Origin of the sequence: Sphingomonas sp. CD22, assembly GCF_034556155.1 — a bacterium.
GTDB lineage: Bacteria > Pseudomonadota > Alphaproteobacteria > Sphingomonadales > Sphingomonadaceae > Sphingomonas.
Genome location: NZ_JAYDYX010000001.1, coordinates 45,586 through 67,850 on the forward strand (window position 1 = coordinate 45,586; position 22,265 = coordinate 67,850).

Sequence of the window (22,265 nt, forward strand, 5' to 3'; positions counted from 1 at the left end):
CCCCCTTATAAAGGCAAGATTCTATGGAACGTTTCGGCGCAACTCGTCGAGCCAGACGGCCGCCGTGCCGTCCGAAGGGGCGCGCCAGTCGCCGCGCGGGCTCAATGCGCCCCCGCCGGAAACCTTTGGTCCGTTGGGGATAGCGGAGCGTTTGAACTGGCTGAGCTGGAAAAAACGGACGACGAACCGCTCCAGCCAATGTTTGATCGTCGGCAGATCGTAAGCGGTGCGCGCCTCGGCCGGAAAGTCCGCCGGCCAATGCCCCGCCGCCGCGTCGCGCCACGCGTGCCAGGCGAGGAACGCGACCTTCGACGGCGCGAGGCCGTGGCGGACGACGTAATGCGCGAAGAAGTCGTTGAGCGGATAGGGGCCGATCATCGACTCGGTGCTCTGCATCGTGCCGTCGGCATCGGCAGGGACCAGTTCGGGCGAGATTTCCTGGCCGAGGATCGTCGACAGCATTCGATTGGTGCCCTCGTCATATTGGCCGGTGCGGATGCACCAGCGGATCAGGAACTGGATCAGCGTCTTGGGCACGCCGCTGTTGACCGCATAATGGCTCATCTGGTCGCCGACGCCATAGGTGCACCAGCCCAGCGCCAGCTCGCTGAGGTCGCCGGTGCCGAGCACGATGCCACCGCGCTGGTTGGCGAGGCGGAACAGATAATCGGTGCGCAGGCCCGCCTGCACGTTCTCGAAGGTGACGTCGTAGACCGCCTCGCCATTCGCGAAGGGATGGCCCATGTCGGCGAGCATCTGGCGCGCGGCGGGGCGGATGTCGATCTCGTCGGCGGTGCAGCCCAGAGCGCGCATCAGCGCCCAGGCGTTGCCTTTGGTGGCGTCGCCGGTGGCGAAGCCGGGCATGGTGAAGCCGAGGATGTCGGCGCGCGGCCGGCCGAGCCGGTCCATCGCCTTGGCCGCGACGATCAGCGCATGCGTCGAGTCGAGCCCGCCGGAGACGCCGATGACCAGAGTCTTCGATCTTGTGGCGGCGAGCCGCTTCGACAGCGCCTCGACCTGGATGTTGAAGGCTTCGTAGCAATCCTCGTCGCGGCGACCGGGATCGTTGGGGACGAAGGGAAAGCGGCGAATCGGCCGTTCGAGACCGATGTCGGTGAGGCTCGGCTGATGCGCGAAGCCGATGCGGCGGACGCGCGTCTCGGGATGACCGGCGGCGATCGCGGCATCGTTGAACGTGCCGTTGCGCAGCCGCTCCTGGACGATCCGTTCGAGATCGACGTCGGCGACGGTGAGTTCGGGCGCCTGCACGAACCGCTTCGATTCGACCATGAGGTCGCCGCATTCGTAGACGAAACCCTGACCGTCCCACGCGACATCGGTGGTGCTCTCGCCCGGTCCGGCGGCGGAATAGACATAAGCGGAGGACGTGCGCGCCGATTGCGCGGCGGCGAGCAGCATCCGCTCGCGGCCCTTGCCGATGACGATGTTGGAGGCGCTGAGGTTGCAGCAGATCGTCGCGCCCGCGAGCGCGCCGGCGGTGGACGGCGGGGTGGGCGCCCAATAATCCTCGCAGATCTCGGCATGGACGACGAAGCCGGGCAGATCGTCCGCGGCGAAGATCAGATCGGTGCCGAACGGCACGTCCTCCTCGCCGAGGCGGATCGTCAGGCCGTGCAGGCCGAGGCCGGAGGCGAACCAGCGCTTTTCGTAATATTCGCGGTAATTGGGCAGGAAGGTCTTCGGCACGACGCCGAGGATGCGGCCGCGGTGGAGCGCCACCGCGCTATTGTAGAGCCGGCCGTTGCGGACCAGCGCGGCACCGACGAGCAGCAGCGGCGCGAGGCCGGCGGTCTGGTCGGCGACGGCGCGGACGGCGCGTTCGCTGGCGCGCTGCTGCGCCGATTGCAGGTGGAGATCGTCGATCGCGTAGGAGGTGAGGTTGAGCTCCGGAAAGACGACGAGATCGACGCCGCGATCATGCGCCTCGCTCGCCATGGCGACGGTCGCGGCGACGTTGGCGGCGACGTCGCCCACGCTGGCGAGCGGCGTCGCCGCCGCGACGCGGGCGAGCTGGTGGCGATGGATCGAGGGGAAGGCATCGGTCATGAGGCGGTGGTAGCCGTGATGGCGGGCGGGTTCTAGCCGTGCAACGAGCGGGTTGGATGATCCCGTGGCGATGCGGAGGGTCCTGCGGGGATGACAATCCGGGATGACGATTGCGGCGGCGCGGCAGCGCGGCGGCGTGGCGCCGGAGTCCCGGCGTGGTAAGGGCGCGGCATGGGCATGATCCTTTATGGTATCCGCAATTGCGACACGGTGAAGAAGGCGCGTGGCTGGCTGGACGGGGCCGGGATCGCGTACGATTTCCACGACTATAAGACGCAGGGCGTCGATCGGGCGCGGCTGGAGGGTTGGGTGGAGCGGCTCGGCTGGGAGGGGCTGCTCAACCGGGCGGGGACGACGTTCCGCAAGCTGCCCGAGGCGGACAGGGCCGATCTCGATGCAGCGCGGGCGGTGGCGCTGATGGTCGCGCAGCCGTCGATGATCAAGCGGCCGGTGGTCGAGGCGGGGGACGCGCTGCTCGTCGGGTTCAAGCCGGCGGAGTGGGCGCAGACGCTGCGGTAAACCCGACGTCGCGCCAGCCATGGTCGTTGGCTATCGAAGGCCGCCGCTCGTCCGCTCTGGATCGCGTCCCCGCCGCGCGGTACAGCCGCGCGATGTCCACCACCTACACGATCGATACCGCGACCAGCCGCGCCAATCCCACCCCGGCGCCGCGCAAGCGGCTGACCGTGCCGGCGATCCGCCGGCGCAAGTCGAGCCGGGAGGGCGGCGGCGCGCCGCTGGTGATGCTCACCGCTTATACCGTCCGCACCGCGCAATTGCTCGATCCGCATTGCGACATGCTGCTGGTCGGCGACAGCCTGGGGCAGGTGATCTACGGCCTGCCGTCGACGGTGCCGGTGACGCTCGAGATGATGGCGGCGCATGGCGCGGCGGTGGTGCGCGGCAGCTATCAGGCCGTGGTCGTCATCGACATGCCGTTCGGCAGCTATGAAGCCTCGCCGCAGCAGGCGTTCGAGAGCGCCGCCTTCCTGCTCAAGCAGACCGGCGCGGCGGCGGTGAAGCTGGAGGGCGGCGAGGCGATGGCGCCGACGGTGCGCTTCCTCGGCGAGCGCGGCATCCCGGTGATGGGCCATGTCGGGCTGACGCCGCAGGCGGTCAACGTGCTCGGCGGCTATGGCGCCCGCGGCAAGAGCGAGGCGGAGGCGGCGAAGATCGTCGCCGACGCCACCGCCATCGCCGAGGCGGGCGCCTTCGCGGTGGTGATCGAGGGCGTGATGGAGCCGATCGCGATCCGCATCACGCAGACGATCGCCTGTCCGACGATCGGCATCGGCGCGTCGGCGCAATGCGACGGGCAGGTGCTGGTGGCGGAGGACATGCTCGGCCTGTTCGAACGCACCGCGCGCTTCGTGAAACGCTACGAGGACATGGCGGGGCGGATCTCCGCCGCCGCCGAAGCCTATGCCGGCGAAGTGCGCTCGCGTGCCTTTCCGGGACCGGAGCAGATCTATCCCACGAAGGATTAGGTGGGATCGACGCCCATTGGCGCGGTGACTTCAATAGCTTCGGTCCGTCACCCCGGACTTGATCCGGGGTCCCGCTATGTCCTTCGAGGATGCCGATCGGGAAGAAGCGGGACCCCGGGTCGAGCCCGGGGTGACGCAAGGGTGGCGCATCCGCGACCATCATCGTCCCGAGTCGGCGAGGATAGTGAATGTCGATCCCGCCTGGGGAGGGTACGCCCTCAACCCGCCACATTTCCCGTGCTTTCGTTTCGCCGACGTCGCCGCTAAGAGTGCGCGCCACTTCCTCTGTCTGTTCCGGAGCCCTCCTTGGCCCTCACGCCGCAAAACAACCAAGCGTTCCTGCGCGAAGTCGACGACGAGCTGCGCCGCGATCAGTTGACCAGCTTCTGGGAGCGCTACGGCCGCTGGACGATCGCGGCGATCGTGGTGGCGCTCGCGGCCTTCGCCGGATTCCTCTACTGGCAGCACCGCCGGACCGAGGCGGCGGGCGTCGAGGGCGAGCAATTGCAGGCGGCCTATGACGCGCTCGGCGCGGGCCAGGCCGATCAGGCGAACAAGGCGCTCGCGCCGATCGCCGGATCGGGCCGCGAGGGCTATCGCGCGCTGGCGCTGATGACGCAGGCCGACATCCTGCTCGGCAAGAAGCAGGACAAGGCCGCCGCCGCGCTCTTCGCCAAGATCGCCGCCGACGCGAGCCTCGCGCAGCCGTTCCGCGACATCGCGCTGATCCGCCAGACCACCGCCGAGTTCGACACGCTGAAGCCGCAGGTCGTCATCGAGCGGCTGCGGCCGCTCGCGGTGCCGGGCAACGCCTATTTCGGCAGCGCCGGCGAGCTGGTCGCGATCGCCTATCTCGACACCGGTCGCAAGGACCTCGCCGGCCGGCTGTTCGGCCAGCTCGCGCAGAGCGACACCGTCCCCGACTCGATCCGTCAACGCGCGGTTCAGATGGCCGGCACGATGGGTGTCGACACCGCGGGTGCCGACGGCGGCGCGAACGTGCGCATCGTCTCCCCCGCCAGCGCGGCCGCGGCACAATCGAAGGAAGCACCTGCGCAATGACGACCAGATATCGGGCCTCGGTGGCCGTGGCCGCGCTGATCGCGCTGTCTTCCTGCGGCATCTTCAAGGGCGGTGCCAAGAAGACCCCGACGGTCGGCGAGCGCGTGCCGATCCTCGCCTCCGAAAACGCGATCGAGGCGGACAGCACGATCGCCGACATCCAGGTGACGTTGCCCGCGGCGGCACCGAACGACGCCTGGACGCAGCCGGGCGGTAATGCCGCCAAGTCGATGGGCCATCTCGCGCTCGCCGAGGCGCCGTCGCGCGCGTGGCAGTCGTCGATCGCCGGCGGCTCGAACCGCGAGCGGCTCGGCGCGTCGCCGGTCGTCGCCGACAATAAATTGTTCGTCGTCGACGTCGCGGCGCAGGTCCATGCCTTCGCCGCCGACACCGGCGCGAAATTGTGGGACGCCTCGGTCAGCAGCGGCGACGAGAATCGCCCGGCGCGCTTCGGCGGCGGGGCGAGCTACGACGAGGGCCGCGTCTTCGCGGCCGACGGCGTCGGCGACGTCGTCGCGCTCAACGCCGCGGACGGCAAGGAAATCTGGCGCGCCAAGCCGGGCGGGCCGCTGCGCGGCGCGCCGACCGTCGCCAACGGCTCGGTCTATGTGCTGAGCCAGGACAATCAGATCTTCGCGCTCGATCAGAGCGACGGCAAGGTCCAATGGGCGCAGTCGGGCACGCTGGAGACGCAGGGCGTGTTCGGCGTCGCGGCGCCCGCCGCCAGCCAGGGCACGGTGGTCGCCGGTTTCTCGAGCGGCGAACTCAACGCCTATCGCTACGAGAACGGCCGCGTGCTGTGGGGCGACGCGCTGTCGCGCACGTCGATCACCACCTCGGTGTCGAGCCTGTCGGACATCGACGCTGCACCGGTGATCGACAACGGCCGCGTCTTCGCGGTCGGGCAGGGCGGCCGCATGGTCAGCCTCGACCTGTCGACCGGCCAGCGGCTGTGGGAGCAGAATTTCGCCGGCATCTCGACGCCGTGGATCGCGGGCGAATGGCTGTTCGTCGTCACCGACGATGCGCGGCTGGTGTGTCTGGCGCGGTCGAACGGCAAGGCGCGCTGGATCGCGCAATTGCAGCGGTTCAAGAACGCCAAGAAGAACAAGGGGCCGCAGGTCACCTGGTTCGGCCCGGTGCTGGCGGGCGGCCGGCTGGTGCTGACCAATTCGCTCGGGCAGGTGGTGTTCGCCTCGCCGACCGACGGCAGCATCGCGACGACGATCGAGGCGAAGGACAGCTTTGCGCTGCCGCCGATCGTGGTGAAGTCGACGCTGTACACGCTGGGGCAGTCGGGCAAGATCACCGCCTATCGGTAACCGGGCATTCCTCCCCCGCAAGGGGGAGGTGGCAGCGCGAAGCGCTGACGGAGGGGGAGGAAAGGGCGGAAGCTTCGTCGCCTGCCTCCCGCCCTTTCCTCCCCCTCCACCACTCGGCTGACGCCGAGCGGTCCCCCTCCCCCTGGCGGGGGAGGACTTGCGGCCCGTGCCGGGGAGGATTGGTATTTCCCGCCACCTCTTCTAAGAGCCGGGGCATGTCCCGTATTCCTACCGTCGCGATCGTCGGCCGTCCCAACGTCGGCAAGTCGACGCTGTTCAACCGTCTGGTCGGCAAGAAACTCGCGCTCGTCGACGATCGCCCCGGCGTCACCCGCGACCGGCGCGAGGGCGATGCGCATCTGATCGGCCTCGACTTCCGCGTCATCGATACCGCGGGTTATGAGGATCACGACGCGCAGACCTTGCCCGGCCGGATGCGGATGCAGACCGAGGCGGCGATTGGCCAGGCGGACGTGGCGCTGTTCCTGTTCGACGCGCGCGCCGGGATCGTGCCGCTCGACGAGGAGATTGGCCGCTGGCTGCGCTCCTCGACCACGCCGGTGATCCTCGCCGCCAACAAGGCGGAGGGTAAGGCGGGCGAACAGGGTATCCTCGAATCGCTCAGCCTCGGCTTCGGCGATCCGGTGCAATTGTCCGCCGAGCATGGCGAGGGCATGGGCGATCTGTTCGACGCGCTGCTGCCGCATATCGAGAAGGCGCTTGCCGAAATCCCCGAGGAGGAGGACGACGATCGTCCCGATGCGCCGCTCAAGCTCGCCATCGTCGGCCGGCCGAATGCGGGCAAATCGACGCTGATCAACCGCATGCTCGGCGAGGATCGGATGATCACCGGTCCGGAGGCGGGGATCACCCGCGATTCGATCGCGGTCGACTGGATGTGGCACGATCCCAAGGGCGAACCGCGCCCCGTCCGGCTGATCGACACCGCCGGTATGCGCAAGCGCGCCAAGGTGCAGGACAAGCTGGAGAAGATGTCGGTCGCCGACGCCTTGCACGCGGTCGACTTCGCCGAGGTCGTCGTGCTGCTGCTCGATGCGACATTGGGGCTGGAGGCGCAGGATCTGCGCATCGCCGACAAGGTGCTCGAAGAGGGGCGGGCGATCGTCATCGCGCTCAACAAATGGGACGTGGCGGAAAACGCCTCGTCGCTGTTCAACGGCGTCAAGCGCGCACTGGAGGACGGCCTGTCGCAGGTGAAGGGCGTCACCGTGATGACCGTGTCCGCGGCGACCGGCAAGGGCATCGACCAGTTGATGCAGGCGGCGTTCGACACGCGCGAGGCATGGTCGAAGCGCGTCGGCACCGGCGAGATGAACCGCTGGTTCGAACGCGCGATCGAGGCCAATCCGCCGCCCGCGCCCGGCGGCAAGCGGATCAAGATGCGCTACGTCACGCAGGTGAAGACCAGGCCGCCGAGCTTCGTGGTGTTCGGCACGCGCGTCGACCAGCTGCCGGCAAGCTACGAACGCTATCTGGTCAATTCGATGCGCAAGGAGCTGGGCTTCGGCGCCGTGCCCGTCCGCATGACCTTCCGCGCGCCGAAGAACCCGTTCGACAACAAGGAATAACCGGCAAGACTTGGCAACGTCGTGTTTACCGCTTGGGCTTAGGATCGCCGGCGAACCGATGTGGGATGTCCCCACGGCCGAGGGGAGAAGGCAGTGTCGTTCGTAGGCAGCACATTGGTGGACTGGGCCGTCTTCGCGCAGGCGCGCAGCGAGCTCGGCGCCGGTTTCGTGCGCATCCTCGGCTATTTCCGCGAAGACGGCGTCAAGTCGGTGGTCGCGATCGAACAGGCGATGCGCAGCAGCAGCGCCGCCGCCATGGTCATCCCCGCCCACACGCTGAAGGGCGAGGCGCGCCAGTTCGGCGCCGAACCGCTGGCGACTTTGGCCGAATCGATCGAGGAACTCGCCCGCGGCTGCGTCGAGCGCCAGGACACCTGCGAAGAGGCGCTGGAGCTGGTCGTGCAATTGCGACCGCTGTTCTTCGAAACGCTCGGCCTGCTCGAACGCGAAGCCAACCCGCTGGTCCCGCGCCGGCCGGTGCCGGGGGGATTCGGGCGGAAGGTCTGAAGAGGGCGGTCGACGCTTGGATGGTCCGAGCCGATCGGAATTCGCCTTATTCGACGCGGAAACTCTGGTTGAACCCCGTCGTGCTCGTCGATCGCGCCAACTTCCTCGTCGCATTGGATTACGGTGGCCACGCAGTCCCGACGGCTAGATTTGATCGATTTTAAAAAGGTACCGCGGGGGAGAGTCCGTAGGCCGCTACGCTCGATCCCCCGCGTCCCGAAACGTGCCGGTGCCGGTTTTACCGGCTGGCTCCGCTCCGTATATTTCGTTGACGGCGCGTTCTGGGCAAGGATCGAATACCCCAGTCCGATGCCAAAAAAAAGGCCGGTCTTGCGACCGGCCGAAAAGTTTTTAGGAGAGGATGCCTGAAAGGCACGGTCTTTGTGCATCGCAGCACGGTTCGCTGCAATTGCAAAAGGCGCAATCACGCTTTCGTTGAGGACAATCGGTAACCGTGCGGCTGTTCGTAGCGGTTGTGCAGGCCGCGCGATCGGCATAGCGGGGGCGGCATGCGTTTGCCCCTGATCCTGCTTGCAACCCTTGGTCTTTCCACCGCTACGCCGGCGGCGGCGCCGCGCGAGCCGGCCATCGTCCGGGTGCGGCTCGACACGCCATATGGGCCGATCGTGCTGGCGCTGGATGCACGCCACGCACCGCGGACGGTCGCCAATTTCATGGGCTATGTCGACGACGGGCGGTTCGACGGGATGAGCTTCTACCGGTCCGCTCGCAACCGCAGCGCGCCGACCTATGGCTTCATCCAGGGTGGTATCCGCACCGATGCGCGGCGCATCCTGCCGCCGTTCCCGCTGGAGACGACCGCGATGACCGGGCTGCGTCATGTCGACGGTACGATCTCGATGGCGCGGCGGGCCGATGCGGGGTCGGCCGGCGGCAATTTCTTCATCACCGTCGGCGCGATGCCGAGCATGGACGCCAAGGGCGACTATCCCGGCTATGCGGCGTTCGGTCATGTCGTGTCGGGCATGCCGGTGGTGAAGCGCATCCTCGCGCTGCCGACCGGGGGCGGGATGGGCGGGCAGTTGCTGCTGAAACCGATCCGGCTGGTCGCCGCGCGTCGGTTGACCGGCACGCCGCACCCGACGGGACTGGTCAAGCCATGGCTGGTCAAGACGAGCGATCGCAAACCAAATTGAGGCAGATCAAGGGGCTGGTGCAACCATTGCACGCCGGCCCGGTTATCACGCTATCTTTCAGGAGAGCAGCGATGAAGACCGGATTTCTAGCCGTGTTGGCGACCGTGGCGATGGCGTCGCCGATCGCTATGGAGCCGGCCGCCGCGCAGCGCGGTGATCGCTATCAGGACCAGCGGCGCGACAATCGCTGGCAGGGCGACAATGACGGCAATTGGGACCCCGCCAATTCCTATCGCGACGGTCGCTATCGCGAGCGCCGCCTGGGTCGTGACGACCGGATCTACCGTGGTCGCGACGGCCGCGCCTATTGCAAGCGCAACGACGGCACGACGGGCCTAGTGGTCGGTGCGGTGGGTGGCGGCGTGCTCGGCAACCTCGTCGGCGGCGGGACGCTCGGTACGCTGCTCGGTGCGGGCGGCGGCGCGTTGCTCGGCCGGTCGGTCGATCGGGGCAAGGTCAAGTGCCGCTAAGCTGAACGTTCAACGGCCCCGCGATCACGCGGGGCCGTTTTGCTATGCGGATCAGCCGTTGAGGTGCGGTGCGGCGCCCGACTTGGGCGAATCGTGCTCGCTGATCGAGTTGAGCTGCACGTAATTGTGTATGCCCATCCGCTCGATCATCTCGAACTGCCGCTCGAGCGTGTCGACATGCTCTTCCTCGCTGGCGAGGATACGGGTGAAGAGATCGCGGCTGATGAAGTCCTTGACCTCTTCGCAATAAGCGATCGCGCCCTTGAGCTGGACGACGGCCTCTTCCTCCATCGCGAGATCGGCGCGGAGGATCTCCTCCACCGTCTCGCCGATGCGCAGGCGACCAAGCAGCTGGAAATTGGGCAGGCCATCGAGGAAGAGGATGCGCTCCGACAGCCAGTCGGCGTGCTTCATCTCATCGATCGATTCCATGCGCTCGTACTGGGCGAGCTTGTAGACGCCCCAATGGTCGAGGACGCGATAGTGCAGCCAATATTGGTTGATCGCGGTCAGCTCGTTCTTGAGCGCTTCGTTGAGATATTCGATGACCCGCGGGTCGCCCTTGATCGCCATATGTCCACCCTAGATAGTCCGTGTCGCGGACGATCTAGGCGTCAGATAGGCAAAGCCGCAAGCAAAAAACCGCAGAATTCTGCGGTTTTTCGCGATGCGAACGTCAGGCAGCAGCGCGTTCGGTGTCGATAATGGCTCTCGCTACCACGACGCACTGGCCGCATTTCGCCCGGCACCCCAGCGATTGATAGGCCTGACACGCCGTCTGGCAGCCGCTGCGTGCGGCGGCACGGACCTGGGATTCTCGTATGGCATTGCAAACGCAGACAACCATGGATGCTCCTCGCTTCGCCGCCTGTATGCGGATACTGCGAGACGTTCGCAAGTGGATTTGCTACTAATTCGCAGTCGCTGACGCACGGTTCGTCGCAAGCGTGAAAATCCTCCCTCGCTACGCGAAGGGGGAACGTTCGGCGTTGGCCGAATGGTTGAGGGGGAGGACGGGTGGGAGCTCCATAACGGAACTCCCACCTGTCCTCCCCCTCCGTCGCGCCTTCGGCGCGCCACCTCCCCCTGGCGGGGGAGGAACCAGAAGCTCAAGCGAGCGCCGAATCGGCGCCCATCAGTTTCGGGAAGAAGCCTTCGTGTGCGCTGCGCAGCGCCTCGATCGTGACGACGTCGTCGCGGTCGGGGCGTTCGAAGATCAGGCGCTTGCCGCCGGTGCGGCCCAGCGGCTCGGCCTCGACGCCCGCAGCGTGCGCGGCGCCGAGGAAGTCGAGCAGCGCGTGGTCGTGGACGGTGACGACGTAAACGCCCTGATCCTCGGCGAAGAAGGCGCGGGCGCAGTCGAACGGTTGCTTGCGGTCGATCATCGCGCCGATGTTGCCGGCAAGCGCCATCTCGGCGACCGTCACCGCGATGCCGCCGTCGGAGACGTCATGGACGGCCGACAATTGGCCATCGGCGATCGCGGTGCGGATCAGGTCGCCGGTCTTGCGCTCCGCCTCGAGATCGACCGGGGGCGGCGGGCCTTCCTCGCGGCCGTGGCATTCGCGCAAATAGAGCGACTGGCCGAGATGGCCACCACGCTTGCCGACCGTTAGGATGATGTCGCCGGTGCCCTTGAAGGCGATCGTCGCATTCTTGGTCCAGTCCTTGAGCAGGCCGACGCCGCCGATCGCCGGGGTCGGCAGGATCGCGCTGCCGCCGCCGGTCGCCTTCGATTCGTTGTAGAGGCTGACGTTGCCCGAGACGATCGGGAAGTCGAGCGCGCGGCACGCCTGCGCCATGCCGTCGAGACAGCCGACGATCTGGCCCATGATCTCGGGCCGCTGCGGATTGGCGAAATTAAGGCAGTTGGTGATCGCGAGCGGCGTCGCGCCGACCGCGGTGAGGTTGCGCCACGCCTCGGCGACCGCCTGCTTGCCGCCCTCGACCGGGTCGGCGAAGCAATAACGCGGGGTGCAATCGGTGGTGATCGCCAGCGCCTTGTCGGTGCCGTGGACGCGGACGACGGCGGAATCGCCGCCGGGGGCCTGCACCGTGTCGGCGCCGACCATGTGATCGTACTGCTCCCAGATCCAGCGGCGGCTGGCGACGTCGGGCGAGCCCATCAGCGTCAGCAGGTCGGCGGCGATGTCCTTGCTCTGCGGTACGTTGGTCAGCGGCGCCGGCTTGGGCGTCGGCACGTGCGGACGATCGTACAGCGGCGCCTCGTCGGCGAGCGGGCCCAAGGGGATGTCGCAGACGGTCTCGCCCTTGAAGGTCAGCACCATGCGGCCGGTGTCGGTGACGCGGCCGATGACCGCGAAGTCGAGCTCCCATTTGCGGAAGATCGTCTCCGCCTCCGCCTCGCGGCCGGGCTTCAGGACCATCAGCATGCGCTCCTGCGATTCGGAGAGCATCATCTCGTACGGCGTCATGCCGGTTTCGCGCTGGGGGACGTCGTCCATCACCAGTTCGATGCCGACGCCGCCCTTCGACGCCATCTCGACGCTGGACGAGGTGAGGCCGGCGGCGCCCATGTCCTGGATCGCGACGATCACGTCGGTCGCCATCAGTTCGAGGCACGCCTCGATCAGCAGCTTTTCGGTGAAGGGATCGCCGACCTGCACGGTCGGGCGCTTGGCGTCGGCGTCCTCGCCGAAATCGGCCGACGCCATCGTCGCGCCGTGGATGCCGTCGCGACCGGTCTTGCTGCCGACGTAGACGATCGGATTGCCGATGCCGCTGGCGGCGGAATAGAAGATCTTGTCCTGATCGGCGACGCCGACGGTCATCGCGTTGACGAGGATGTTGCCGTCATAAGCGGGGTGGAAATTGACCTCGCCGCCCACCGTGGGGACGCCGACGCAATTGCCGTAGCCGCCGATGCCGTGGACGACGCCGGCGATCAGGTGGCGCATCTTGGGGTGCGTCGGCGAGCCGAAGCGCAGCGCGTTCATGTTGGCGACCGGGCGGGCGCCCATCGTGAAGACGTCGCGCAGGATGCCGCCGACGCCGGTCGCGGCGCCCTGATACGGTTCGATATACGAGGGGTGGTTGTGGCTCTCCATCTTGAAGATGGCGGCCTGGCCGTCGCCGATGTCGATCACGCCGGCATTCTCGCCCGGGCCGCAGATCACCTGCGGGCCTTCGGTGGGGAGCTTCTTGAGATGGAGGCGGCTCGATTTATAGCTGCAATGCTCGGACCACATCACCGAGAAGATGCCGAGCTCGACGAGATTGGGCTCGCGGCCCAGCGCGTGGAGGACGCGCTCATATTCTTCCGTGGACAGGCCGTGGTCGGCGACGATCTGGGGCGTGATCTCGGTCATGCGCGCGCCTTAGCGGGACGGGGCGGGTTCGTCACCATCGCTGATCGGTTGACGCTGCCCGACGGACCCAGGCAGGGCGCGCGGCAATAGCTTTCCGGAGACGATGATGGCCGCGATCCCGTTCGACATTCCCCACAGCCTCGGTCGCGAGGAAGCGCGACGGCGGATCGAGGCGGGGCTGCCCAAGCTGGCGCAGCATATCCCCGGCGGCGGCACGGTCGATGCGGAATGGACCGGCCCGGATGCGCTGGCGCTGGCGATCGTCGCGATGGGGCAGAAGGTCGCCGTCGACATGGCGGTGGGCGAGGGCAACGTCAGCGGCACGGTGAAGGTGCCGATGATGCTGGCGATGATGTCCGGCCCGATCGCGGACTTCGTGAAGACGAGTGCGGAGAAAATGCTGAAGGGATAACCTTTCAACGCCGACATCGTCCTCACCCATCGCCGGCTTCGCCGTCTCTCCCTCTCCCGCCGGGAGAGGGAAGGGGCCCGCCCGGCGCAGCCGGGTGGGAAGGTTGAGGACGGGGTGCTTCGCTGCCTTACGTTAACCGTTCGGCGTGCCACGCGAGGTGGTCGGCCATGAAGGTCGAGATGAAGTAATAACTGTGGTCGTAGCCCGGCTGCATCCGCAGCGTCAGGTTGATGCCCGCCGCCTCGCACGCATCCGCCAGCAGCTGCGGCTTGAGCTGGTCGGCGAGGAACTGGTCGGCATCGCCCTGATCGACCAGCAGCGCGGGAACTCGCGCGCCGTCCTCAATCAGCGCGACGGCATCGTGGCGGCGCCACGCTGCCCGGTCGTCGCCGAGATATCCGCCGAGTGCCTTCTCGCCCCACGGCACCTGCCCCGGGGCGACGATCGGCGCGAAGGCGGACACCGCCTTGAAGCGATCGGCGAGCGTCAGGCCGATGGTGAGCGCGCCGTGGCCGCCCATCGAATGGCCCATGATCGACTGGCGATCCATGTCGGCGGGGACATGCGCGGCGATCAGCGCCGGAAGCTCCTCGGTGACGTAGGACCACATGCGGAATTTCGGCGCCCAGGGTGCCTGCGTCGCGTCGACGTAGAAGCCCGCGCCCTGGCCGAAATCATAGGCGGGATCGTCCGCGACGCCCTCGCCGCGAGGCGAGGTGTCGGGCGCGACGAAGACCAGCCCCAGCTCGGCGCAGGCGCGGCGATATTCGCCCTTGTCGGTGACGTTGGCGTGGGTGCAGGTCAGCCCGGAGAGATACCAGACGACCGGCAGCCTCTGCCCCTCCGCATGCGGCGGCACGTAGACCGAAAAGGTCATCGGCGTGCCGGTCGCGGTCGACGTGTGGCGGTAGACGCCCTGCGTGCCGCCGAAGGCCGCCGCGGTGGAGACGGTTTCGATCGTCATCGCTCAGGCCGCCATACGGTGCGCGGCACACAATTTGTTGCCGGCGGGATCGCGGAGATAGGCGAGATAGAGCGGGCCGAACGGCGACGGACGCGGGCCCGGGGCCTCCTCGATCGCGGTGCCGCCGTGGGCGAGGCCGGCGGCATGCCACGCCTCGACCGCCTCCGGCGAGTCGGCGGCAAAGCCGACCGTGCCGCCGTTGGCATGGCAGGCGGGCTCGCCGTTGATCGGGGTGCTCAGCAGCAGCCGGCCGCCCGCGTGCCGATAGGCGGTGCGGCCCTTGGGATCGCTGATCCCGGGCGCGACTCCGAGCGCGGCGAGCGTCGCATCGTAGAAGGCTTTCGAGGCGGCCATCTCGTCGGTGCCGAGCATGATATGGGAGAACATCGATTTGGTCCTTGTCGCGTCGAACGGGAGGGTCAGTAGATCACGACGCTGCGGATGCTTTCGCCGGCATGCATCAGGTCGAAGCCCTTGTTGATCTCGTCGAGCGTCAGCCGGTGGGTGATCATCGGATCGATCTGGATCATCCCGTCCATATACCAGTCGACGATCTTCGGCGTGTCCGTCCGTCCGCGCGCGCCGCCGAACGCGGTGCCGCGCCAGTTGCGTCCGGTGACGAGCTGGAACGGGCGCGTGCTGATCTCCTTGCCCGCCTCGGCGACGCCGATCACGATCGAGGTGCCCCAGCCGCGGTGGCAGCATTCGAGCGCCTGACGCATCACGTCGGTGTTGCCGGTCGCGTCGAAGCTGTAATCGGCGCCGCCGTCGGTGAGCTGGACGATATGCGCGACGATGTCGCCGACCTGCTTGGGATTGGCGAAATGGGTCATGCCGAACTTGCGGCCCCATTCCTCGCGGTCGGGGTTGATGTCGACGCCGACGATCATCTTCGCACCCGCGAGCCGAGCGCCCTGAATGACGTTGAGGCCGATGCCGCCGAGGCCGAAGACGACGACGGTGTCGCCCGGCTGCACCTTCGCGGTGTGGACGACGGCGCCGACGCCGGTGGTGACGCCGCAGCCGACGTAGCAGCTCGTGTCGAACGGCGCGTCGGGGCGGATCTTGGCGACCGCGATCTCGGGCAGCACGGTGAAGTTCGAGAAGGTCGAACAGCCCATGTAATGGAAGATCGGCTGGCCCTTGTAGCTGAACCGAGTGGTGCCGTCGGGCATCAGGCCCTTGCCCTGCGTCGCGCGGATCGCGGTGCACAGATTGGTCTTCTGGCTGAGGCACGACTTACACTGGCGACATTCGGGCGTGTAGAGCGGGATGACGTGATCGCCGACCGCGACGCTGGTCACGCCCGCGCCGATCTCGCGGACGATGCCGGCGCCTTCGTGGCCGAGCACGCTGGGGAACAGCCCCTCGCTGTCGAGCCCGTCGAGCGTATAGGCGTCGGTGTGGCAGATGCCGGTCGCCATGATCTCGACCAGCACCTCGCCTGGCCTGGGGCCGTCGAGGTCGAGTTCGACGATTTCGAGCGGCTTCTTGGCTTCGAAGGCGACGGCGGCGCGGGTCTTCATGGGGCAGGCTCCGGTAATGCGTGCGCTGCGGTTACCGCTTGTCGGTGGGGCGGGGCAAGCGCCGGGCGCGTGCGTGCGGATGATAATCATTCGCAAGACAGTTGAAATACGCCGCTTTGCCCGCTAGCCGGGAGCGGTGAGCATCGTCCGATCCGTCTCCGCCGCTCCGGCGCGTCAGGCCAAGCGCAAATGGCGCGGCTGGTGGCTCAAGCAATTGCACACCTGGCATTGGATGAGCGCGGCGGTGTCGCTGGTCGGCATGCTGCTGTTCGCGGTCACCGGGATCACGCTCAACCATGCCGCATCGATCGGTGTGACGCCGGTGGTGACCGACCGGGCAGGCACGCTGCCGCCGCCGTTGCTGCGCGACCTCAAGGCGCCGACCGCGGCCGACGCGGCCTTGCCGCCGCGCGTCGCGGCGGCGGTGGCGCGTGCGGTGGGGCTCGATGCGGCGGGCAAACCGGGCGAATGGTCGGACGGCGACGTCTATGTCGCGCTGCCGCGGCCCGGCGGCGACGCCTGGATCAGCATCGACCGGACGAACGGCAAGATCACCGCCGAAGTGACCAGCCGCGGCTGGATCGCCTATCTCAACGACCTGCACAAAGGCCGCAACGCCGGCGCCGCATGGGGCTGGTTCCTCGACGTGTTCGCGGGCGCCTGCATCCTGTTCACGCTGACCGGGCTGCTGCTGCTGCAGATGCACGGCAAGCACCGGCCGGCGACCTGGCCGATCGTCGCGCTCGGCGTGATCGGCCCGGTCGTGCTCATCCTCGTCTTCATCCACTGATAATGTGACGCCGATACCGAAAGCACGGACGGGGAATGACTGATTTGAAAGGGGAACGAACCATGCGCCCAACGACCTTTGCCCTGCTGGGCGGCGTGATCGCCGCACCGGCGGGTGCCGCGACCGTCACCGTGACGATCCCCAAACAGGACGTCGCCGAATATCACCGGCCCTATGTCGCGATCTGGCTGGAGCCCGCCGGCGGCGGCGCGGCACGGACGGTGGCCTTGTGGTACGAGACCAAGAAGACCGGCAAGGACGCGGGCACCAAATATCTCGCCGATCTGCGCGCCTGGTGGCGCAAGGGCGGGCGGTCGATGACCGTCCCCGCCGACGGGATCAGCGGCGCGACGCGCGCACCGGGCCAATATAACGTCAAGCTGCCCGACGGGCTGAAGCCCGGCGCCTATGTGCTCACCGTCGAGGCGGCGCGCGAAACCGGCGGGCGCGAGCTGGTGACGCTGCCGCTCACCGTCCCCAATCCCAGCGCGCGCGGCTCGGGCAAGACCGAACTCGGCGCCGTCGCCGTGTCCGCCCGTTGAGAGGAGCGCCGATCATGAAGCCCTTCACCGTCCGCCTGCTCGCCGCCGCGGCGTTGCTCGCCACGCCGGCGATGCTGTCTGCGCATCGCATGTGGCTGCTGCCCTCGGGCACGGTCTTTTCCGGCACCGACAGCTGGGTGACGATCGACGCCGCGGTGTCGAACGATCTGTTCTTCTTCGATCACCAGCCGCTGCGGCTCGACGGCATCAAGGTGTGGCAGCCCGACGGCACGCCCGGGCAGCTCCAGAATGGCGCGACCGGGCGCTATCGCTCGGTGTTCGACGTCCAGCTCGACAAGCCGGGGACGTGGAAGGTCGGCACCGCGATGGCGGGGGTGATGGGCAGCTTCAAGGTCGATGGCGTCGAGAAGCGCGTCGGCGGCCGCGGCGGCCCGCCGCGCCCCGGCCAGCCGGCACCGCTGACCGTCGCCGACATCCCGGCCAAGGCGACCGACGTGACGCTGACCGAGACCTCGTCGCGCAACGAGGTGTTTCTGACCGCGGGCGCGCCGACGACGACGGTGTTCGCGCCGACCGGCAAGGGCCTGGAGTTTGCGCCGGTCACGCATCCGGACGAGCTGATCGCCGGCGAGGCGGCGAAGTTCCGCTTTCTGATCGACGGCAAGCCGGCGGCGGGGCTGAAGGTCACCGTCATCCCCGGTGGCAAGCGCTATCGCAACGACGAGAATGCGATGACGCTGACCACCGGCGCCGATGGCGTGGTCAGCGTCACCTGGCCGGCGGCGGGCATGTATTGGCTCAACGCCACCGCCACCGACGCCAAGACCACCACGCCGCGCGCGACAGAGCGGCGGATGAGCTATGTCACGACGCTGGAAGTGCTAACGCCGTGACGGCGGCGCGGTGAGGATCGCGCTTCCTGCGGCGATCTCCGCCGCGGCGGTGGCGGCGTGCGATCCGGCGGCGGCGGTGACCGACCTCGGCGGCGAGACGATGGGCACGCGGTGGAGCGTGCGCGCCGTCCTGCCGGCTGGGGTGGCAGCCATCGCGCTACGGACGGCGGTGGTCGCGCGGCTCGACACGATCGTCGCGGAGATGAGCCATTGGCTACCCGCGTCGCTGCTGTCGCGCTTCAACCGCGCGCCGGCGGGAAGCGCCATGGTGCTGCCGCCCGACTTCGCCGAGGTGATGGCGCGCGGGCTGGCGATCGCTGAGGCGACCGGCGGCGCGTTCGATCCGGCGATCGGGCGGCTCGTCGATCTGTGGGGTTTCGGGCCGGTACCAGCGCCGGCGGCGCCGGACGCGGCTGCGCTCGAAGCGGCGCGGGCGGCTTCCGGTTGGCGGCGGCTAGGCTGGAGCGCCGGCGACCGGCGATTGTCGCAGCCGGGCGGGGTGGCGCTCGACCTGTCGGGGATCGCCAAGGGCTTTGCCGTCGATGCGGTGGCGGCGACGCTGGCGCGGCTCGGCGTCGGTCATGCGCTGGTCGAGATCGGTGGCGAACTGGTCGGGCGCGGGGTGCGGCCGGACGGCCAGCCGTGGTGGGTCGATCTGGAGACGCCGCCGGGGATCGATGTCGCGCCGCTGCGCATCGCGTTGCACGGCCTGGCGGTGGCGACGTCGGGGGATTATCGGCGCGGGCGGCATACGATCGACCCGCGGACCGGGCGGTCGACGGACAACGGTGTGGTGTCGGTGAGCGTGATCGCGGCGGATGCGCTGACCGCGGATGCCTGGGCGACCGCGCTGACCGTGCTCGGGCCGGATGCCGGCATCGCGCTGGCGACGCAGCAGGGCATCGCGGCGCGGATCGTCGTGGCGGCTGGGGGCGAAAGGCTAACGCCGGCGCTGGCGGCGATGCTGGCGGACTGATCGGGGTGGTCGGTTGTCGTGACTGTGTGCGCCCGCGAAAACGAGACCTCTGCGAAACGCCTTACGTACCCCGGCGAAGGCCGGGGTGCAGCCTTGATGTGTATCCGGTGGGCTTCCCGAGAGGTTTCGCCTTCGGGACGAGCGATGCCGCTACGGACGTGCAGCGGCCGCTCCCGCTTACTTCCCCCGGAACACCGCGCCGAAGATCATGATCGTCTCGGTAGGTTCGCTGATCTGGATCGTGCCGCCGGCCTGCGTCACCAGGCTGTGGACGAGATAGGCGGCGGCGGTGCGGGGGGTGACGCCCTCGGGGCCTTCGCCATGGTTGAGCGCGGTGCGCAATTCGGGGGCTAGGATGATGCGCGGCCCTTCGATCTTGACGACGATCTCGAGCTGGCCGTTGTTCTCTTCGCCGCCGACGTCGAGCGTGCCGCCGCGGACCAGCGATTCGCTGGCGATCAGCGTCAGGTTGAGCATGACTTTCAGCGCCGTCTTGGGCAGCGTCTCCGCCTCGACCCACCAGTTGAAGGTGGTGCGCTTGTTATCGATCAGCAGGCCCTCGATCGCCGCCTTCGCCTCGCGGCTGTCGACCTGTTCGCCGAAGCCGCCGGCGCCGCCGAAGGCCAAGCGGAAGAACTTGAGTTTGTTGGCGGAGGCGCGGGCGCTCTCGCTGAGCAACTGGAAGACGCGGGCGCGCATCTCCTCGTCGGTCTCGTCGGTCAGCAGCTCCAGCCCGTTGTTGAGCGCGCCGACCGGCGAGAGCAGGTCATGGCACAGCCGCGAGCAGAGCAGGCTGGCGAAATCGACCGGACTGACGGACATTCAGGTTCCTCGAAAAAGCGATGACCGATGTGGCCGAGCCGGCTCCGCTGCGCAAGGGTCGTCGCCGAGTGCGACGGGATCGAACCGTCCCTCCACGGCACCGGCGGCGCCCGCGCGCCAGCCGCGCAGCATTCCACCTGCGGCGATCAGCCACAAGGTGCCGTCGGGCGCGGCGCTCGCCGCGTCGCGCGGCGAGGGGCGGGGATCGCCGTTGGGGTGCGAATGGTAATGGCCGACGATCGCCGGGCCGCCGCTGCGCGACGCACGATGCGCGGCGATCAGCGCGGCGGGATCGATCTCGAACCAGCGCGCCGGATCGGCCGCGACGTTGCGGCACGGCCGGATCGCGGTGATCGCGGTCGCGCTGCCGAACAGCAGCCCGCACACTTCCACATCCGGCGTGGCGGCGGCTGCGCGCAATATCTGTCCGACAAGATCGCTTGTAATCGTCACCGTCATGCCCACATCCCTAAGTCATGGACCGGGGGGTTTCCATCATCGAAGCAACGATCGCGCCGGCGGCGGACGGCTGGCGGCTGGATCGTGCGCTTGCCGATGCGGTGCCGACGTTGTCGCGCGAGCGGCTCAAGGTGTTGATCGCCAGCGGCGCGGTGACCCGCGACGGGCTGATGGTGCGCGATGCCGCCAAGAAGGCGGCGGCCGGGGACCGGCTGCTCGTCGCGGTGCCGGTGCCGACGCTGCCGCACAACGAGGCGCAGGATATCCCGCTCGTCGTCGCCTATGAGGACGAGCATCTGATCGTCATCGACAAGCCCGCCGGGCTGGTCGTCCACCCTGCCGCGGGCAATCTCGACGGGACGTTGGTCAACGCGCTGCTGCATCATTGCGAGGGCTCGCTGTCGGGGATCGGCGGCGTCGCGCGTCCGGGCATCGTCCATCGCATCGACAAGGATACGTCGGGGCTGATGGTCGCCGCCAAGACTGACCGTGCGCACGAGGGACTGGCGCGCCAGTTCCACGATCACAGTATCGACCGCCGCTATCGCGCGATCGTCGGCGGCGTGCCGCGGCCGGCGGCGGGCAAGGTCGACGCGCCGCTCGCGCGCTCGGCGACCAACCGCAAGAAGATCGCGATCGTCCAGGGCGGCAAGCGCGCGGTGACGCATTTCGCGACGATGCAGGTGCTGCGCGATGCGGCGCTGGTCGAATGCCGGCTGGAGACGGGGCGGACGCATCAGGTGCGCGTGCATATGGCGTCGATCGGCCACGCCTTGCTGGGCGACCCGGTCTATGGTAGAACAAAGGGTGTTCAAAAGGCGCTGCTCGAAACCCTCGGTTTCCGCCGTCAGGCCTTGCATGCGGCGCATCTGGGGTTCATCCATCCGGTGAAAAGCACCGCTTTGGCGTTCGATAGCGTTATGCCTGCCGATATGCAGGAACTGTTCACCGAGCTTCACGTATAGATTTGAGTCGTTCTTCACCGCAGTGCGGGATGAACGCCTCCGCAGAAAGGGAGATGAGATCATGGCAGCCCGCAGCAACGTCCCCGCGACGATTCCTGCCCTCGGCGGGGAGCAGAGCCTCAACCGCTACCTGTCCGAGATCAAGAAATTTCCCATCCTGGCTCCCGAGCAGGAATTCATGCTCGCCAAGCGCTTCCAGGAGCATGGCGACACCGATGCGGCGGCGCAGCTCGTCACGTCGCACCTGCGGCTCGTCGCCAAGATCGCGATGGGCTATCGCGGCTACGGCCTGCCGACTTCTGAGCTGATCTCCGAGGGGAATATCGGCCTGATGCAGGGTGTGAAGAAGTTCGAGCCCGATCGCGGTTTCCGCCTCGCCACCTATGCGATGTGGTGGATCCGCGCCTCGATCCAGGAATATATCCTGCGCTCGTGGAGCCTCGTGAAGATGGGCACCACCGCGGCGCAGAAGAAACTGTTCTTCAACCTGCGACGGATGAAGTCGAAGCTCGACGCGTTCGAGGACGGCGACCTGCGGCCCGAGCACATCACCAAGATCGCCACCGATCTCGGCGTCGCCGAGAGCGACGTGATCAGCATGAACCGCCGCATGGCGATGGGCGGCGACACGTCGCTCAATGTCTCGATGCGCGAGGACGGCGAGGGCCAATGGCAGGATTGGTTGCAGGACGATGCGCCGCTGCAGGACACCGTCGTCGCCGAGGCGCAGGAGGCGGACGTCCGCCACGGCATGCTCGTGTCGGCGATGGACGACCTCAACGACCGCGAGAAGCATATCCTGACCGAGCGGCGGCTGACCGACGATCCCAAGACGCTCGAAGAGCTGTCGCAGGTCTATGGCGTGTCGCGCGAGCGCGTGCGGCAGATCGAGGTGCGGGCGTTCGAGAAGCTGCAGAAGGCGATGATGCGCATCGCCGGCGAAAAGCGCCTGCTCGCCGCGTAAA

24 protein-coding genes are annotated in these 22,265 nt (G+C 67.9%); 15 read left to right on the forward strand and 9 right to left on the reverse strand.

Annotated elements, in window-relative coordinates; all coding sequences use genetic code 11:
* Positions 1 to 21: 21 nt before the first annotated feature.
* The gene (locus SFC76_RS00205) at positions 22 to 2,067 is read right to left on the reverse strand and encodes an NAD(+) synthase (protein ID WP_322847493.1); all 2,046 of its coding nucleotides are present in this window, start codon (positions 2,065 to 2,067) and stop codon (positions 22 to 24) included.
* A 171-nt stretch (positions 2,068 to 2,238) separates the two neighbouring features.
* Here SFC76_RS00205 and SFC76_RS00210 point away from each other — a divergent pair, with 171 nt between their 5' ends.
* From SFC76_RS00210 to SFC76_RS00245, 8 genes are all read left to right on the forward strand, one after another.
* On the forward strand, positions 2,239 to 2,586 hold the full coding sequence (locus tag SFC76_RS00210) for an ArsC family reductase (RefSeq protein ID WP_322847494.1): 348 nt from the start codon (positions 2,239 to 2,241) through the stop codon (positions 2,584 to 2,586).
* A 92-nt stretch (positions 2,587 to 2,678) separates the two neighbouring features.
* Entirely contained in the window at positions 2,679 to 3,554 is an 876-nt protein-coding gene (gene panB, locus SFC76_RS00215; RefSeq protein WP_322847495.1) for a 3-methyl-2-oxobutanoate hydroxymethyltransferase, read from the forward strand.
* A 306-nt stretch (positions 3,555 to 3,860) separates the two neighbouring features.
* Entirely contained in the window at positions 3,861 to 4,616 is a 756-nt protein-coding gene (locus SFC76_RS00220) for a tetratricopeptide repeat protein (protein ID WP_322847496.1), read from the forward strand.
* Positions 4,613 to 5,938 (forward strand): PQQ-binding-like beta-propeller repeat protein, encoded by a 1,326-nt coding sequence (locus SFC76_RS00225; protein ID WP_322847497.1) that lies wholly within the window; start codon positions 4,613 to 4,615, stop codon positions 5,936 to 5,938. Before SFC76_RS00220 ends, SFC76_RS00225 begins: the two co-directional genes overlap by 4 nt.
* Positions 5,939 to 6,153: 215 nt before the next feature.
* A complete protein-coding gene (gene der / locus SFC76_RS00230; RefSeq protein ID WP_322847498.1) occupies positions 6,154 to 7,527 on the forward strand; it encodes a ribosome biogenesis GTPase Der in 1,374 nt (457 codons plus the stop codon).
* Between the two features lie 114 nt (positions 7,528 to 7,641).
* Positions 7,642 to 8,034, forward strand: coding sequence for an Hpt domain-containing protein (locus SFC76_RS00235; protein WP_322848040.1), 393 nt, complete (start codon positions 7,642 to 7,644; stop codon positions 8,032 to 8,034).
* A 509-nt stretch (positions 8,035 to 8,543) separates the two neighbouring features.
* A complete protein-coding gene (locus tag SFC76_RS00240) occupies positions 8,544 to 9,191 on the forward strand; it encodes a peptidylprolyl isomerase (RefSeq protein WP_322847499.1) in 648 nt (215 codons plus the stop codon).
* Between the two features lie 71 nt (positions 9,192 to 9,262).
* Positions 9,263 to 9,661, forward strand: coding sequence for a glycine zipper 2TM domain-containing protein (locus tag SFC76_RS00245; protein ID WP_322847500.1), 399 nt, complete (start codon positions 9,263 to 9,265; stop codon positions 9,659 to 9,661).
* Positions 9,662 to 9,712: 51 nt separating this feature from the next.
* Here the strand turns inward: SFC76_RS00245 and bfr are convergent, their stop codons facing one another.
* The 3 genes from bfr to purL form a co-directional block, all read right to left on the reverse strand.
* On the reverse strand, positions 9,713 to 10,228 hold the full coding sequence (bfr, locus tag SFC76_RS00250; protein ID WP_322848041.1) for a bacterioferritin: 516 nt from the start codon (positions 10,226 to 10,228) through the stop codon (positions 9,713 to 9,715).
* 109 nt (positions 10,229 to 10,337) lie between these two features.
* Positions 10,338 to 10,508 carry a (2Fe-2S)-binding protein gene (locus SFC76_RS00255; protein ID WP_081974359.1) on the reverse strand — a complete coding sequence of 57 codons (171 nt, stop codon included), beginning with the start codon at positions 10,506 to 10,508 and terminating at the stop codon, positions 10,338 to 10,340.
* 262 nt (positions 10,509 to 10,770) lie between these two features.
* Complete coding sequence (gene purL, locus SFC76_RS00260) at positions 10,771 to 12,990, reverse strand: phosphoribosylformylglycinamidine synthase subunit PurL (RefSeq protein WP_322847501.1); 2,220 nt, start codon at positions 12,988 to 12,990, stop codon at positions 10,771 to 10,773.
* 103 nt (positions 12,991 to 13,093) lie between these two features.
* Here purL and SFC76_RS00265 point away from each other — a divergent pair, with 103 nt between their 5' ends.
* Positions 13,094 to 13,402, forward strand: a complete 309-nt coding sequence (locus SFC76_RS00265; protein ID WP_322847502.1) for a polyhydroxyalkanoic acid system family protein — start codon at positions 13,094 to 13,096, stop codon at positions 13,400 to 13,402.
* Between the two features lie 127 nt (positions 13,403 to 13,529).
* Here the strand turns inward: SFC76_RS00265 and fghA are convergent, their stop codons facing one another.
* Genes fghA through SFC76_RS00280 form a run of 3 tightly spaced genes read right to left on the reverse strand, consistent with a single transcriptional unit; the run spans position 13,530 to position 15,892 of the window.
* Positions 13,530 to 14,366 (reverse strand): S-formylglutathione hydrolase, encoded by an 837-nt coding sequence (fghA, locus tag SFC76_RS00270; RefSeq protein WP_322847503.1) that lies wholly within the window; start codon positions 14,364 to 14,366, stop codon positions 13,530 to 13,532.
* 3 nt (positions 14,367 to 14,369) lie between these two features.
* Complete coding sequence (locus tag SFC76_RS00275; protein ID WP_322847504.1) at positions 14,370 to 14,753, reverse strand: VOC family protein; 384 nt, start codon at positions 14,751 to 14,753, stop codon at positions 14,370 to 14,372.
* 32 nt (positions 14,754 to 14,785) lie between these two features.
* Entirely contained in the window at positions 14,786 to 15,892 is a 1,107-nt protein-coding gene (locus SFC76_RS00280) for an S-(hydroxymethyl)glutathione dehydrogenase/class III alcohol dehydrogenase (protein ID WP_322847505.1), read from the reverse strand.
* Positions 15,893 to 16,028: 136 nt separating this feature from the next.
* Here SFC76_RS00280 and SFC76_RS00285 point away from each other — a divergent pair, with 136 nt between their 5' ends.
* The 4 genes from SFC76_RS00285 to SFC76_RS00300 all read left to right on the forward strand — a co-directional run bounded on the left by SFC76_RS00285 (position 16,029) and on the right by SFC76_RS00300 (position 19,054).
* Complete coding sequence (locus SFC76_RS00285) at positions 16,029 to 16,682, forward strand: PepSY-associated TM helix domain-containing protein (protein WP_322847506.1); 654 nt, start codon at positions 16,029 to 16,031, stop codon at positions 16,680 to 16,682.
* Between the two features lie 62 nt (positions 16,683 to 16,744).
* A complete protein-coding gene (locus SFC76_RS00290) occupies positions 16,745 to 17,224 on the forward strand; it encodes a DUF2271 domain-containing protein (protein WP_322847507.1) in 480 nt (159 codons plus the stop codon).
* A gap of 14 nt (positions 17,225 to 17,238) precedes the next feature.
* Positions 17,239 to 18,078, forward strand: a complete 840-nt coding sequence (locus tag SFC76_RS00295) for a DUF4198 domain-containing protein (RefSeq protein WP_322847508.1) — start codon at positions 17,239 to 17,241, stop codon at positions 18,076 to 18,078.
* Positions 18,079 to 18,088: 10 nt separating this feature from the next.
* Entirely contained in the window at positions 18,089 to 19,054 is a 966-nt protein-coding gene (locus tag SFC76_RS00300; RefSeq protein WP_322847509.1) for an FAD:protein FMN transferase, read from the forward strand.
* A gap of 177 nt (positions 19,055 to 19,231) precedes the next feature.
* Here the strand turns inward: SFC76_RS00300 and SFC76_RS00305 are convergent, their stop codons facing one another.
* Positions 19,232 to 19,876 (reverse strand): histidine phosphotransferase family protein, encoded by a 645-nt coding sequence (locus tag SFC76_RS00305; RefSeq protein ID WP_322847510.1) that lies wholly within the window; start codon positions 19,874 to 19,876, stop codon positions 19,232 to 19,234.
* On the reverse strand, positions 19,877 to 20,335 hold the full coding sequence (locus SFC76_RS00310; protein ID WP_322847511.1) for a M67 family metallopeptidase: 459 nt from the start codon (positions 20,333 to 20,335) through the stop codon (positions 19,877 to 19,879).
* A gap of 17 nt (positions 20,336 to 20,352) precedes the next feature.
* Between SFC76_RS00310 and SFC76_RS00315 the strand changes: the two genes are divergently transcribed.
* Both SFC76_RS00315 and rpoH read left to right on the forward strand, forming a co-directional pair.
* Positions 20,353 to 21,300, forward strand: coding sequence for an RluA family pseudouridine synthase (locus tag SFC76_RS00315; RefSeq protein WP_322847512.1), 948 nt, complete (start codon positions 20,353 to 20,355; stop codon positions 21,298 to 21,300).
* 61 nt (positions 21,301 to 21,361) lie between these two features.
* Positions 21,362 to 22,264 carry an RNA polymerase sigma factor RpoH gene (rpoH, locus tag SFC76_RS00320; RefSeq protein ID WP_322847513.1) on the forward strand — a complete coding sequence of 301 codons (903 nt, stop codon included), beginning with the start codon at positions 21,362 to 21,364 and terminating at the stop codon, positions 22,262 to 22,264.
* The last annotated feature ends 1 nt before the right edge of the window (position 22,265 follow it).